The 13,824-nt window shown below is 49.9% G+C and carries 13 protein-coding genes; 10 read left to right on the top strand and 3 right to left on the bottom strand.

The window, feature by feature from the left end; genetic code table 11:
• Nucleotides 1–4 precede the first annotated feature (4 nt).
• The 6 genes from HF324_RS00880 (at nucleotide 5) to HF324_RS00855 (ending at nucleotide 5,308) form a co-directional block, all read left to right on the top strand.
• The gene (locus tag HF324_RS00880) at nucleotides 5–919 is read left to right on the top strand and encodes an aspartyl protease family protein (protein ID WP_168861760.1); all 915 of its coding nucleotides are present in this window, start codon (nucleotides 5–7) and stop codon (nucleotides 917–919) included.
• 136 nt (nucleotides 920–1,055) lie between these two features.
• Nucleotides 1,056–2,300 (top strand): M16 family metallopeptidase, encoded by a 1,245-nt coding sequence (locus HF324_RS00875; protein ID WP_168808555.1) that lies wholly within the window; start codon nucleotides 1,056–1,058, stop codon nucleotides 2,298–2,300.
• Between the two features lie 36 nt (nucleotides 2,301–2,336).
• Complete coding sequence (locus HF324_RS00870; protein WP_168808553.1) at nucleotides 2,337–3,617, top strand: M16 family metallopeptidase; 1,281 nt, start codon at nucleotides 2,337–2,339, stop codon at nucleotides 3,615–3,617.
• Nucleotides 3,618–3,627: 10 nt separating this feature from the next.
• Entirely contained in the window at nucleotides 3,628–4,437 is an 810-nt protein-coding gene (locus tag HF324_RS00865; RefSeq protein ID WP_168861759.1) for a class I SAM-dependent methyltransferase, read from the top strand.
• Between the two features lie 3 nt (nucleotides 4,438–4,440).
• On the top strand, nucleotides 4,441–4,836 hold the full coding sequence (locus HF324_RS00860; protein WP_168808549.1) for a lysozyme inhibitor LprI family protein: 396 nt from the start codon (nucleotides 4,441–4,443) through the stop codon (nucleotides 4,834–4,836).
• 64 nt (nucleotides 4,837–4,900) lie between these two features.
• Nucleotides 4,901–5,308, top strand: coding sequence for a lysozyme inhibitor LprI family protein (locus tag HF324_RS00855; protein WP_168808547.1), 408 nt, complete (start codon nucleotides 4,901–4,903; stop codon nucleotides 5,306–5,308).
• Nucleotides 5,309–5,384: 76 nt separating this feature from the next.
• Here HF324_RS00855 and HF324_RS00850 read toward each other — a convergent pair whose 3' ends face one another.
• Nucleotides 5,385–6,524: a formimidoylglutamase gene (locus HF324_RS00850; RefSeq protein WP_168808545.1), complete on the bottom strand. Its 1,140-nt coding sequence runs from the start codon at nucleotides 6,522–6,524 to the stop codon at nucleotides 5,385–5,387.
• Between the two features lie 117 nt (nucleotides 6,525–6,641).
• Nucleotides 6,642–6,890, bottom strand: a complete 249-nt coding sequence (locus tag HF324_RS00845; RefSeq protein WP_078669652.1) for a hypothetical protein — start codon at nucleotides 6,888–6,890, stop codon at nucleotides 6,642–6,644.
• A 381-nt stretch (nucleotides 6,891–7,271) separates the two neighbouring features.
• On the opposite strand from HF324_RS00845, the gene HF324_RS00840 reads away from it, so the two are divergent.
• Complete coding sequence (locus HF324_RS00840; protein ID WP_168808543.1) at nucleotides 7,272–8,333, top strand: glycosyltransferase; 1,062 nt, start codon at nucleotides 7,272–7,274, stop codon at nucleotides 8,331–8,333.
• 76 nt (nucleotides 8,334–8,409) lie between these two features.
• Here the strand turns inward: HF324_RS00840 and HF324_RS00835 are convergent, their stop codons facing one another.
• A complete protein-coding gene (locus HF324_RS00835; RefSeq protein WP_168808541.1) occupies nucleotides 8,410–8,739 on the bottom strand; it encodes an arsenate reductase family protein in 330 nt (109 codons plus the stop codon).
• A 100-nt stretch (nucleotides 8,740–8,839) separates the two neighbouring features.
• Between HF324_RS00835 and polA the strand changes: the two genes are divergently transcribed.
• The 3 genes from polA to HF324_RS00820 all read left to right on the top strand — a co-directional run bounded on the left by polA (nucleotide 8,840) and on the right by HF324_RS00820 (nucleotide 13,557).
• Complete coding sequence (polA, locus tag HF324_RS00830) at nucleotides 8,840–11,650, top strand: DNA polymerase I (protein ID WP_168861758.1); 2,811 nt, start codon at nucleotides 8,840–8,842, stop codon at nucleotides 11,648–11,650.
• Nucleotides 11,651–11,784: 134 nt separating this feature from the next.
• A complete protein-coding gene (locus HF324_RS00825; RefSeq protein WP_078669656.1) occupies nucleotides 11,785–12,330 on the top strand; it encodes a GNAT family N-acetyltransferase in 546 nt (181 codons plus the stop codon).
• 84 nt (nucleotides 12,331–12,414) lie between these two features.
• Nucleotides 12,415–13,557: a C1 family peptidase gene (locus HF324_RS00820; RefSeq protein WP_168808537.1), complete on the top strand. Its 1,143-nt coding sequence runs from the start codon at nucleotides 12,415–12,417 to the stop codon at nucleotides 13,555–13,557.
• Nucleotides 13,558–13,824: the final 267 nt, after the last annotated feature.

Genomic DNA, 13,824 nt, shown 5'->3' with positions numbered 1-13,824 from the left:
CAGCATGTGGCGTACTCTGGTGACTGTAATATGCTTATGCTGTAATTTATTCCTGCCTGCTTTCGCACAACGAAAAAACGCTGCCACCGCAGCGGCAGACAACAGCAAACCGCTGGCTGTGATCCCCTTCCGCATGATCGGCAAACATGTGGTGCTGCCGGTCGTTCTCTCCGGCAGTACAGACACCCTGCGCTTTGTATTTGACTCCGGCGCCGAAGTCACCGTACTCCATAAACGCATCGCCGAAAAAATGCGGATCAACAGCGGACGCCAGGCTTTTATGAGCGGCACCAACAATGCCATGGTAAAAACGCCGGTAGTTACCATCAATGCACTGTACCTGAACGAATTACGACTTCCTTACGTCAACGCCTACCTCGAAAACCTGGACAACCTCGGCGATATCGACGGCGTCATCGGCGTAACCCTGATGAAACTGTACATCGTAAAGATCGACTACCGGCAACAACAGCTGGTACTGTACCGCAATGGTAAAACACCCGCCGGCAACACCGGGCGGCTGCTGCATTTCCAGCTCAATTACTCCACGCCGGTGATAGATGCCGCCATCACCATGCCCGACGGCCGCCACCTTCCCGGGCATTATCACATCACCACCGGCGGCGATTACGGCATCCTGTTCAACTGGCCTTACGTAGACTCCAACCGCATCAACAGTCTCCCTACCATCAATACCGACAGGGTACAGGACATGGTCAGGATACTGTATTACATCAACAGCACCATCCCCTCGCTGCAACTGGGCGGGAAAACAATGAACAACGTGCCCGTCAGTTATTGTAAAGACATCAACGATGTGGGCGTGTTCACAGAAATCGCCGGGTCTGTCGGTTATGAGGTATGGAAACAGTTCACCATCACCATCAATTACGGAAAGAAAGAGCTGTACCTGGAATGACCGCCACCACTACATTACAGCGTATATGTCTCCCCCAAACCCATCCTGAGAACAGCAAACCCACACCCTAATTCTTAATTCCTAATACGTAATTAGTCCTTTTACCCTATTTTTACTCTTATACGAATATTACATTATGATTCATTATAATAAATTTACATTAGCTAATGGGTTGCGGGTAGTGGTACATGAAGACCACACTACGCCCATGGCTGTATTAAACGTACTGTACGACGTAGGCGCAAGAGACGAGAATCCTCAACAGACCGGTTTTGCCCACTTATTCGAACACCTCATGTTTGGCGGGTCTGTGAACATCCCGGAATATGACGAGCCGCTGCAGATGGCAGGAGGGGAGAACAACGCCTACACCACCAGCGACCTCACCAACTACTACATACAACTGCCGGCGGAAAACATCGAAACCGCTTTCTGGCTGGAAAGCGACCGGATGCTGTCGCTCGCCTTCAGTGAAAAAAGCCTGGACGTACAACGCAAAGTGGTATCGGAGGAATTTAAGGAACACTATATCAACAAGCCTTATGGCGACGTTTGGCATAAGATGCGGGAGCTGGCATACAGCACGCACCCGTACCGCTGGATGACCATCGGTAAAGAACTGTCGCATATCGAAAATGCGCAGCTGGAAGATGTAAAAGCCTTCTTCTTTAAGTTTTACCGGCCGGTCAACGCCATTCTTTCCGTAGCGGGCAATGTGACCGTGGAACAGGTGAAAACGCTGGCCGAAAAATGGTTTGGCGACATCCCCTCCGGAGAAAAATACACCCGCAACCTGCCGGTAGAGCCGCCGCAGGACGCAGCACACAAACTGGAAGTAAAAGCCAACGTACCACTGGACGCGCTGTACAAATGCTACCATATGTACCCCCGCTCCGACAAACGGTACTACGCGGCCGACCTTATCTCCGATATCCTCGGCGGCGGCAGCTCTTCCCGGCTGCACCAGGTACTGGTAAAAGAGAAAAAACTCTTTAGCAATATCGACTGCTATCATTTCGGCAGCCTCGACGCCGGCCTGCTCACCATCGAAGGTAAACTGGTCAAAGGCGTGAAAATGAAAGACGCCGAAAAAGCCATACAAACGGAACTGGAAAAACTGCAGGGCGAAGTGATCGCAGAACGCGAATTGCAAAAGGTGAAAAACCGTGTGGAAAGCCTGCTTGCCTTTGAAGACATGAGCCTGCTCAACAGGGCCAACAACCTGGCCTTTTATGAGCTGCTCGGCGATGCCGGCCTGATGAACAAAGAATTTGAAAACTATGAAGTGGTGACAGCAGAAGATATTCACCGGGAAGCACAGCTGCTCTTCGATGAAAAAAATGCCAACACCATTTACTATTACGCCGAAAACCAGGGATAATCCACTTCTCCGTCACACGGTATAAATGAGCTATTTATGAACAGAACGATTCCTCCTCCCATTAAAGACGCTGTGGAGTTTGATATAAAACTGAAACCTTACGAGAAATTCACACTGGACAACGGTATTCCCGTTTATGTGATTAAATCGGAAGAGCAGGAAACACTCCAGCTGGAACTGATATTTCCGGCAGGGTCGTGGTATGAAAGTGAAAGCCTGGAAGCCACCGCTACCAACTTTCTCATGAAAAACGGGACCAGCAAAAGGACCGCGCTGGAGATCAACGAAGCCATCGACTATCATGGCGCCTATCTCAACCGGAACGCCTATCACGAAAACGCCACCTTCACCCTGCACTGCCTTACCAAACATACGGAGGTGCTGCTGCCGGTGCTGCAGGACGTGATCCTTGATCCGGTATTTCCGGAAGAAGAGCTGCAGCTCTACAAACAAAACCAGAAACAGAAACTGGCTGTCAATCTCCAGAAATGTGACTTTGTGGCCAACCGCTTTATCGATAAATACCTGTTTGGCGAATTCCATCCCTATGGCCGCGTGAGCAGCATGATGGCCTATGACGCCCTACAGACAGAAACGCTGCGCGCTTTCTATCAAAAGCACTATACGTACAATAACTGCCGCATTTTTGTGGCCGGCAACATGCCCGCCAATATGCTGGAACTGCTGAATAAACACTTCGGCAGCACCCAATGGAACGGCGAAACCAGCCTTACCAGGCTGGACCTTCCGGTACAACCCGCTGAGGAAAAGAAATTCCGCATCTTCAATGATGAAAACGGGGTGCAGGGCGCCATCCGTATCGCCCGGCCGTTCCCGAACCGCTACCATCCCGACTTCCCCAAAATGCTGGTGCTCAACACCATCCTGGGCGGATACTTCGGCTCCCGCCTGATGAGCAATATCCGGGAAGACAAAGGATATACCTACGGCATCTATTCCCAGCTGTACAACTTCCGGCAGGTGAGCGCCATAAACATCCAGACCGAAGCCGGCCGGGACGTGTGCGAAGCTACCATCGAAGAAGTGTACAAAGAGCTGCAGCGCCTGCAAAATGAGGCTGTGCCGCAGGAAGAGCTGGACCTGGTACGCAACTATATGATCGGTTCCATTCTGGGCGACCTGGACGGAGCGTTCCAGCTGATACAACGCTGGAAAAACCTGATCCTCAACGACCTGGACGAAAACTATTTTTACAACAATATTCAGACGATCAAGAACATCACCGCAGAAGAATTACAACATCTCGCCAAACAATACCTTACACCCGGCGACTTCTATGAACTGGTGGTGATCTGATGAGATAATCATGCACGACGAACAACATTACCTGGCAGCTAATAAAGCACTGTGGAACAAACGTGCAGCCGTGCACGTTAACTCTTCCTTTTACGATGTGCCGGCTTTCCTGGAAGGGCGTAATTCGCTCAACAGTATTGAGCTGGCATTGCTGGGCGATGTCGGGGGAAAACGCATCCTGCATCTGCAATGTCATTTCGGGCAGGATACGCTTTCCCTGGCGCGCATGGGCGCCAAAGTAACAGGAGTGGACCTCTCCGATGTGGCAATAGCCGAAGCAACCAGGCTGACTTCCGAGCTAAACCTTTTCCACCAGGCCACGTTCATCTGCTCGGACATTTATAGCCTCCCCGTACACCTGCACGACAAGTTCGATATCGTGTTCACCTCCTACGGCACTATCGGCTGGCTGCCCGACCTGAACAAATGGGCCGGCGTAGTGCAGCATTTCCTGAAGCCGGGCGGCGTTTTTGTCATGGCAGAATTCCATCCGGTCGTATGGATGTTTGACGATCAGTTCACCCGCGTGCAATATGATTATTTCAATACAGAAACGATCGTGGAGAACAATACCGACACTTATACAGATGCCGAAGCGGCCGCAGATGTGAAAGGTGTTTCCTATTCCTGGAACCATCCGCTGAGCGATGTCATTGGTTCCCTGCTGGCGCAGGGCCTGCAGTTACAGGTGCTGCAGGAATTTGACTATTCCCCGTATAACTGTTTTCAGCATACCACCGGAGAAAACGGGCATTTCCAGATCAAAGGCATGGAGGGCAAGCTGCCCATGGTGTACGCATTTAAGTTCCTTAAACCTTAACATATGAAGTCACTTCTCATTACATTGTTATTCGTGGCGGGCAGTCTCACCGGGATGGCCCAAACCCAGTCGGATATGAACAAACAAGCCGGACAGGAATACAAAGAGGCAGATAAGAAGCTGAATACCATATACCAGGAGATTCTGAAAAAATATGCGGCCAATAAAACGTTTATTACCAATTTCCGGGAAGCGCAGCGGCTGTGGGTGCAACTACGCGACGCACAGCTGAAAGCGATGTATCCCGGGCCCGCCAAAAGTTACGGCAGCATGTTCCCCATGTGCAAAGCCACCTATCTCACAGAACTGACCAATCAACGTACAGAAGCTATACGGGTGTGGCTCAATGGCCTGCCTCCCGGTGAAACCTGCACCGGTTCTGTCGGCGCTACGGAATAGCTAACATTTATATAATATAAATTACATATTATTTTTTGTATATTTGGCGCAGAACACCGCGCCTATGAGACTCCCTATCCTAATCCTGGCGGTATTGCTATGTGGTAATGCCTATAGCCAGTCCCGCCAGACAGCACTGGACACACTCGAAAACCGCTATCAGCGTTGCCTGTCAGCAGGCAGCAACAGTTACGGCTGCGCCCTTGTATATTATAAACAACTGGACAGCCTCCTCCACACCACGTTACAGCGCCTTTACAGCCAGATCGACCCTAACAGGCTGCACACCCTTCAGACAGAACAGGGGGCGTGGGAAGAGAAAAAAGATGCGTATTTCCGCAAAATAGACGAGCGGGTGGAGAAAATGCACAAAAGCACGATGAACGGGCTGGACGATGATATGATCTCTACAGATAACAAGGCGGCTTATGTAAAAGACCGGGTTACCGCACTCCTGGATTTTGAAATTTAGAAATTTACGGATTTTGAGATTTCGGATCCAACCCCAAAATCTCAAAATCCGTAAAATCAAAAAATCCCTAAATGCGTTAAAGTCTCTCCTGGTGCCGCAGCCAGCGTTCCGGCATTTCGTTATTGCTGGCCAGCAGGTAATCATTGTACGCGCAGGGCACAAACTCCTGGTCGGGGAGCTGCATCCACCAGCGGCCGGTACGTTTGCTTTTCAGGAAAACGGTTTCTATATCGGAGAAGGCTATATGAAATTCCCAGAAGGCATCCCTGTCATCCAGCAGGGCTTCTTTGTTTTTGACGGAGCGGCCGTCCATAAAATACCACATCATCTGCGCTATCTGGCGGGCTGTGAGTTGTTCCTTATCTTTTTCAGGCCGGTAGCCATAAATGCCGAAGGAAGACAAGCGGCTGCTCATCCCTGCATAACGGGCCAGCGAGCAGGCTTCTTCGCCGCTGAAGCCGTTGGGAGAGAGGCTGTTGGCCGGCGCATCGGTATGCCGGATGATATTGATGTCCAGGCTGAACAGGTCCGAGTGGCGCAATACCGGCTCCGCTTCTTCCATATTCTCACGGATACGGCCTAAACGAAAACAGTCGAAACGCAGCTTGTCCAGCGTTTCTAACATGCGCGGATGTACGAAATAGCTCTGAAATCCCAGGTGGTTGTAATGACGGAGATAATTGGGTTGTTCTGTAAGGATATCCATCAGGTACCTTTCACTGCGGTGGGCGGACTCCTCCTGCAGGTCGATCAGCGCATCTGCCACGGTGGCTTCGATGATCAGCTGATGCGCAGCATATGCTTTGTATTGCGGGTAGGTAAGGTCGTGAGAGCCCCCGAGTATCAGTACGGTTTTGTTGGCCTGTATCAGTTCCCCCACCACTGTTTTCATGGCGGCGTAAGCATCGGCCAGGAAAGCGCCGGAGCGCAGATTGCCCACGTCGGCCAGGCGGATATCGCGGTGCCAGTTGTAGAGCTTAAAGAACTCGCGCCGGATGGCATCGGGGCCGCTGGTGCCGGTTTTACCACTGGCACTGCCTCTCTCTTCTCCCACTCCAAGCAACACAATATCGGCAGCATCCAGGTCCGGATGATGCTCTTCCTCATAAGCGTCTATCACACCCCCGATCTGGAAGGCGTCATACTCCTGATCATCGTTCAGAAAAGCTTTGGAAACAGGTTGCAAAAAATCCTGCAGGTGCAAAAAATCTGCCATCACTTTAGTTGGGTTTGTTTGACGGCAAACGTACAACAAGAATTTAAAAAAAATACATCATGATGCAGATAAGCAGCGGGTTATGCTACTGTAACGGGAATACCAAAGGCACGACTCTTAGTTGCGGTGAATAATAAACTCAAAAGGCTTATGCGCTTTACGTGAAATTGCTTTCTCCAGCACCGATCGTTTGCTGGTAATTCTGCTTTTGTTGCAATCTACTACTTCCATTACTGCGCACAGATAATCCATTGTTTCAATTAAAGACAACATCTCACTGATTTGCCTTACAGCAGACTGGATCTGCTGCTCTGTGTACCTATCTTCATGTAGCAGGATCAATAAATCTCTATCTACCGGTTTCATGAAAAAAATTTTGACTGTTCCCCGAAATAATTGTTTGGCCAGGTTTTCATGGGATAATCCAAAAAAGATAAGGTAAAATCATTTCAATGTTGCGTCAGGTGTGTGCCTCTTAGTGCATTCGTTTTTTGTTCATAGTGGGACATCCGCAATCGTTTTTCTTAAACACTTTGCAACCTGTCATCGTTAAACTTCCACAAAGAAAAAAGATCACCATCCATTTAAGCCTTTTCATAATGCTAGTTAAAATACTTCCGGTTAATTATAAATCCTTCCCTAATTAGTTTACCTTTTCTTAACAATCACCCTTTGTAATTTAAGCTAAATTCGCAAAAAAATTCAATTTATTTGTCCACAATCCAGCCTCCCGTAAAAATTTTAACAGTGCCTCTGGACTGGGGCCTGGGACACGCCACCCGCGATATTCCCCTCATCCATGAAATGCTAAACGCAGGCGCACAGGTTTTTATTGCTGCCGAAGGCAAACATGCCGCACTGCTGAAACAGGAATTCCCGGAAATTACCATTTTACCGCTGCCCGGATACCGCATTCAATACGCGCAGAAAGGCAAGTTCTTCGGAATGAAGATCATACAACAAATTCCCAAGATATATAACGCAGTGAAATACGAGCAACGGTGGCTCAAAAAGATCGTGAAAGAATATCAGATCGACGCCGTGATCTCGGACAACCGCTTCGGACTGTCCCATAAAGACATCCCTACCGTGTTCATCACCCATCAGCTCCTGATCAAAACCCCTTTCGGCGGCTGGATTGAGCGAACACTGCAGAAAATCAACTATAATTTCATCCGCAAATACAGCGCCTGCTGGATCCCGGACTTCGCCGGCGACAACAACCTCTCCGGTGAACTGGCCCATCCGGCAAAACTCCCGCCCAACACTACCTACATCGGATGTCTTAGCCGTTTCGAGCCCCAACCGGATGTCGAAAAAAAATACGACCTCCTCGTGCTCATCTCAGGACCGGAACCCCAGCGCACCAACCTGGAAAAGCTGGTACTGGAACAGGTGAAAGACCTCTCCCTGAAGGCGCTCATCGTCAGCGGCAAACCGGGCACACCCTTTCATGAAGAGGTAGCTCCCGGCGTAACGCACGTTAACCATCTGAACGCCAAGGCGTTAAACGAAGCCATGCTGGCTTCTGACATGGTGCTGAGCCGCTCCGGCTATACCACCCTGATGGATCTTGTGAAACTCAACAAAAAAGCGATCCTGGTACCCACACCAGGCCAGTCTGAACAGGTATATCTGGGAGAATACCTCATGGAGAAAGGGTATTTCTATTCAGTCGTACAGGAAAAATTCGACCTGAAGACGGCCCTGGAGGAAGCTTCCCGCTTTCCGTTCAAATCTTTCCAGCACGAACAGGACATGTCGCTTTACCGGGAAGTGGTCAGGCAGTTTGTCCAAAAACTACGTTGATGCCCATATTACTGATTCCCCTGACCGCCAATCTCCGCCTACCAGGAAAATCAGTAATATTCATGGATTGTCACAGTTACATGTTTTTCACTTCCGCCCCGATATAAATCCTGTTACCGGCAATACCCACCGGCCTTTTCAGGAAAGAATATTCCTGTAGTATCAGGTCCCGGTAATCCTGCTCCGTCAGGCTTTTCTCATGAAGTCCCATGGGCCTGTACTTCTGTGACCTCCGGCTGAAAAGGGCTTCATAGCTGCCAGCCAGCGTATGCATCTCGTCCAGTTGCCCGGGCGTGATTTTTTCCGTTTTGATGTCCTGCAGTTCTATCCCCCTTTCTTTGGCTTTTATTTCTTCGAGAATTTTTTTGCAGGTATTACAGGTCGACAAATGATATATCTTGTTCATATGCTTTGATATTATTTCCGGGTTTAAAAATACATTCTGAACGTATATTGTGGTACTATCTTAATTTTGTGCATTCAAATTAATTCTTGTAGGTTTAGTGATGCAAAAGAAATTATTTTTACTCGACGCTATGGCCTTGATTTACAGGGCTTACTACGCGCTGATCAGAAATCCCAGGCTTACCAGCACAGGTCGCAATACCAATGCCCAATTTGGTTTTACGACCACCCTGCTGGACCTTATCAATAAGGAAAAACCTACCCATCTGGCTGTTGCGTTTGACACGCATGCGCCCACCGAACGCCATACCACTTTCACCGACTATAAAGCCAATCGCCAGGACGCTCCGGAAGATCTGCTGGACGCCCTCCCTGATATTAAACGGATCATCGAAGGGTTTAATATCCCGGTAGTGGAAATTGATGGTTACGAAGCCGATGACGTGATCGGGACGCTCGCCTGGCAGGCTGCTGACGCCGGTTATACTGTGTACATGGTAACACCCGACAAAGACTACGGCCAGCTGGTGAAAGAAAACGTATTCATCTACAAACCTCCCTATATGGGCAGCAAAGAAGAGATTCTGGGCCCGAAGGAAGTATGCGAGAAATGGCAGATCAAAGATGTACACCAGGTGATTGACATCCTCGGCCTCATGGGCGATGCGGTGGATAATATCCCCGGGATCGCCGGCGTGGGCGAAAAAACAGCCATGAAACTGCTGGCCCAGTACGAAACCCTGGAAAACGTACTGGCCAATGCCGACGCCATCGGCGGCAAAATGGGAGAGAAGATCAAAGCCGGTCACGACAACGCACTGCTGTCCAAAGAACTGGCCACCATCATCACCAATGTGCCGGTTACCTTCCATGAAGAAGATTTTTCCCTGACCGGTATCCATAAAGAGAAATTAACCGAAATCTTTACCGAACTGGAATTTAAAACCCTCGGTAAAAGAGTGCTGGGAGATGGTTTCTCCTTTAGCGGCGGCGCGCCCGAACCCAAAGCCAAAGTGGTGCAAACAGACCTCTTCGGCCAGGCCGTGGAAACAGCCGTGGCGGAAGAACCAGCCGAAGCCCCCGCCTTCCTGGCGCCGGATAAAAACATCAACAACACACCACATAACTACCTGCTGATCGATACGCCGGAAAAACGCGCCGCACTGCTGGCCGATCTCCTGCAACAGCAGGAAGTGGCCTTCGATACCGAAACTACCGGCACCGATGCCAACGAAGCGGACATAGTGGGCATGAGCTTCGCTTACAAAAAAGGGGAGGCCTATTACATTCCCCTGCCGGCGGATTATGACGCCGCCCGTGCGATCATGCATGAGTTCAAACCGCTCTTCGAACATCCGTCTCTCACCCTGGTAGGCCAGAATATCAAATACGATATGCTGGTGCTCAAATGGTACGGCCTGGAAGTGACCACCGCGCTGTTCGACACCATGCTGGCGCACTACCTCATTGAACCGGAAGGCCGCAGAAGCATGGACGCCCTGAGCGCCCAATACCTGCAGTACGAGCCCGTGGCCATCGAAACGCTGATCGGCAAAAAAGGAAAAGGGCAGGGCACCATGCGCGATGTGGAAGTGGAGAAAATCAAGGAATATGCCTCCGAAGATGCAGACATCACCCTGCAGCTGAAACATACCTTCGTGCCCATGCTGCCGGAAAAAGCAGTGGAGAAAGTATTTTACGATGTGGAAAATCCGCTGGTGAAAGTACTGACCGACATGGAGTTTGAAGGCGTACGCATCGATACGCTGGCGCTGGCAGACTACTCCCGCGAACTGGAAACGGAAATCAAACGCGCAGAGGAAAGCGTATATGAACAGGCCGGCGTAAGGTTTAAACTGGCGTCTCCCAAACAACTGGGCGAAGTGCTGTTTGAAAAACTGCAACTGGACCCTAAAGCCAAGAAAACAAGGACAGGACAATACGCCACCGGTGAAGACGTGCTGGCGAAGCTGGCCAACAAACACAAGATCGTGGATGATATCCTGATCTTCCGTGAACTGAGCAAGCTGAAATCTACCTACGTAGACGCGTTGCCGTTAATGATCAACAAACGGACCAACCGCGTGCATACGTCCTACAACCAGGCCGTGGCCGTCACCGGCCGCCTGAGCTCCAATAATCCCAACCTGCAGAATATTCCGATCCGGACAGACCGCGGACGGGAAGTGAGAAAGGCGTTTGTTCCGCGCAATGAAGAATTTGTACTGCTGTCTGCCGACTACTCGCAGATTGAACTGCGTATCATTGCAGCCATCGCGCAGGACGAGCAGATGATGAGCGCCTTCCGTGAGAAAATAGATATCCACGCGGCCACGGCAGCCAAAGTGTACAACGTTGAACTGGACGCCGTTACTTCAGATATGCGCCGGAACGCGAAAAGCGTCAACTTCGGTATTATCTACGGGGTGAGCGCCTTCGGCCTGTCCGAAAACCTGGGCATCGCCAGAAGCGAAGCAAAAACCCTCATCGACAACTATTTCACGCAGTATCCGTCTATCAAAAAATACATGGACGATCAGATACAATTTGCGCAAACTAACGGTTACGTACAAACGATGCTCGGACGCAAGCGGTGGCTGAAAGATATCAACTCTTCCAATGCCGTAGTACGTGGCTATGCGGAAAGGAACGCGATCAACATGCCTATCCAGGGCACGGCCGCCGACATGATCAAACTGGCCATGATCTCGGTCCACAAGGCGTTTAAGGAAAGGAACCTGAAATCCAGGATGATCCTGCAGGTGCATGACGAATTGGTATTCGACGCCCATCGCTCTGAACTGGAAATTATTAAACCCCTGATATTGGATTGTATGCGTAATGCGCTGCCATTGGCCGTTCCCGTTGAAGCTGAAATGGGCATCGGTGAAAACTGGCTGCAGGCCCACTAATTTATTTTGAGATTTTTTGATTTACGATTTCCTGATTTTGTGGTCGCTAAAATATACCCAAAATCAGGAAATCGTAAATCAAAAAATCCGCAAATCCATTATGATTTCCCAAAACAGTTTACTAGTTTCAAAACATGATCCAAACTCCTCGACTACAATTGTTGCCTTGCACATTGCAGCATTTTGAGTCGCTATTACAGGGCAATGATACACTGGCCGACCTTCTTGGCATTTCGGTTCCGGAAGGGTGGACAGAATATCCCGAAATGGTGCTGGTAGCATATGATAAATTACGCAACGACCCTTCCATGCTGGGATGGTTCTTTTACCTTGTTATTCACCGGGAAGACAAACGCCTGATCGGCGCCGGCGGATTCAAAGGCAAACCCAATCACCAGGGCCTCGTTGAAATGGGCTATGAAATTACTGCAGATTACCGCGAGCAGGGCCTCGGCTCTGAAATGGCGCAGGCGCTCGTTCGCTTCGCCTTCGGGCACTCGTACGTTAAAAAAGTAATCGCCCACACGGAAGAAGAATATAACGCCTCCGTTAAGATATTACAAAAAGCAGGAATGCGATTTGTCGGCACTGTTAAAAACAAAGAAAACGAAGACCTCTGGGAATGGGAGGTCACCAGGGAACAATACCAGGAACAACAAAATACTGTGCAAAAGCTGTAGCAAGCTCCGTTCATCCATCTTTTTCAGGGAGGAATACCCCGATTCCCTTATTTTTGGCCCTTGTCTAAAACCTGTCTTAACAACATGAAGAAATGGATGATCAGCGCTGCCATGCTGTGCAGCACTGCCGTATTTGCCCAAACAAGCACTAATGTAGAGGGTAGCCGCTACCAGTTTTCCGTTATTAAAAATATGGACGCAGGAGATGTACAGAACCAGGGCCGTACCGGCACCTGCTGGTCTTTCTCCGGCCTCTCCTTTTTTGAATCTGAACTGCTCCGCAGCGGTAAAGGCAAAGGCCTGAACCTCAGCGAAATGTTCGTTGTCCGCAAAATGTACCCGCTGAAAGCAGCCAACTACGTAAGAATGCACGGCCGGGCCAACTTCGGCGAAGGCGGCGGTTTCCCCGACGACCTGCTGTGCCTGCGCGAATACGGACTGGTGCCGCAGGGCGCTTACGACGGCAACAAAGGCAAAATGTACAACCATGCCGAAATGGAAAGCCTGCTGGAAGGCATGGTGAAAACCATCGGCAACGCCAACGGTACCATTAACCCCGACTGGCAGAAAGCATTCGACGGTGTACTGAACGCCTACATGGGCGACGCACCGGAAAAATTCCAGTATAACGGCAAATCCTATACGCCGCAGTCTTTCGCTAAAGAACTCGGCCTGAGCGCTGACGATTACGTGCTGATCTCTTCTTTTACCCACCACCCGTACAACAGCCAGTTCGTGCTGGAAGTACCGGATAACTGGAACTGGGAGAAAGTATACAACGTAACCCTGGATGACTTTAACCGCATCGCGGAAACTGCCGTTACCAACGGTTACACCCTCGCATGGGCCGCTGACGTGAGCGAAAAAGGTTTCAACTTCAAAGATGGCCTCGCCATCGTTCCGGATAAAGACTGGGCTGATATGTCTGCAGAAGAAAGAAAAAACATGTTCCTCGAGCCAGTGAAAGAAAAAACCATCACCCCGGAAGTACGCCAGCTCGCCTTCGATAACTTCGAAACCCAGGACGACCACGGCATGCACATCGTAGGCATCGTAAAAGACCAGAACGGCAACAAGTATTTCCGCGTGAAAAACTCCTGGGGCACCGAGAACTTCGGCCAGGGTTACTTCTACGCCTCTATGCCGTACTTCGCTTATAAAACCACCTGCTTCATGGTGAACAAAAAAGCACTGCCGGCTGATATCGCGAAAAAATTAAAACTCTGATATCCGGACGTCAGGCACAGCTGCCTGGTACCGGTCAGCGTTTTCAACTGACTTTTAAAAGGGGCTCCCTCCGGGTAAGCCCCTTTATTTTTTGAGCCCTGCATAATTACTGCCGATCAAACCGCAGCGCCTATACGCTCATCACAGTCCGGCAATTTCCCCCGCTGACGCGAAGCCACCGGATCATCCGAACATCACCCGGCAATTGTTGCAATAAATGAATTGGTTTTCAGCATGGAAAATCTATTTGACTTTGTCAAATAAATA

The sequence above is a fragment of the Chitinophaga oryzae genome, assembly GCF_012516375.2.
Taxonomy (GTDB): Bacteria; Bacteroidota; Bacteroidia; order Chitinophagales; family Chitinophagaceae; genus Chitinophaga; species Chitinophaga oryzae.
Note: the sequence above shows the minus strand (reverse complement) of the source record. Positions and strands in the feature narration are given on the sequence as shown.

What these genes read in the sequence shown, in the direction of transcription:
- HF324_RS00880 (WP_168861760.1), top strand. Translation starts at nt 5, where the DNA reads ATGTGGCGTACTCTGGTGACTGTAATATGCTTATGCTGTAATTTATTC.
- HF324_RS00875 (WP_168808555.1), top strand. Translation starts at nt 1,056, where the DNA reads ATGATTCATTATAATAAATTTACATTAGCTAATGGGTTGCGGGTAGTG.
- HF324_RS00870 (WP_168808553.1), top strand. Translation starts at nt 2,337, where the DNA reads ATGAACAGAACGATTCCTCCTCCCATTAAAGACGCTGTGGAGTTTGAT.
- HF324_RS00865 (WP_168861759.1), top strand. Translation starts at nt 3,628, where the DNA reads ATGCACGACGAACAACATTACCTGGCAGCTAATAAAGCACTGTGGAAC.
- HF324_RS00860 (WP_168808549.1), top strand. Translation starts at nt 4,441, where the DNA reads ATGAAGTCACTTCTCATTACATTGTTATTCGTGGCGGGCAGTCTCACC.
- HF324_RS00855 (WP_168808547.1), top strand. Translation starts at nt 4,901, where the DNA reads ATGAGACTCCCTATCCTAATCCTGGCGGTATTGCTATGTGGTAATGCC.
- HF324_RS00850 (WP_168808545.1), bottom strand. Translation starts at nt 6,524, where the DNA reads ATGGCAGATTTTTTGCACCTGCAGGATTTTTTGCAACCTGTTTCCAAA.
- HF324_RS00845 (WP_078669652.1), bottom strand. Translation starts at nt 6,890, where the DNA reads ATGAAACCGGTAGATAGAGATTTATTGATCCTGCTACATGAAGATAGG.
- HF324_RS00835 (WP_168808541.1), bottom strand. Translation starts at nt 8,739, where the DNA reads ATGAACAAGATATATCATTTGTCGACCTGTAATACCTGCAAAAAAATT.
- polA (WP_168861758.1), top strand. Translation starts at nt 8,840, where the DNA reads ATGCAAAAGAAATTATTTTTACTCGACGCTATGGCCTTGATTTACAGG.
- HF324_RS00825 (WP_078669656.1), top strand. Translation starts at nt 11,785, where the DNA reads ATGATCCAAACTCCTCGACTACAATTGTTGCCTTGCACATTGCAGCAT.
- HF324_RS00820 (WP_168808537.1), top strand. Translation starts at nt 12,415, where the DNA reads ATGAAGAAATGGATGATCAGCGCTGCCATGCTGTGCAGCACTGCCGTA.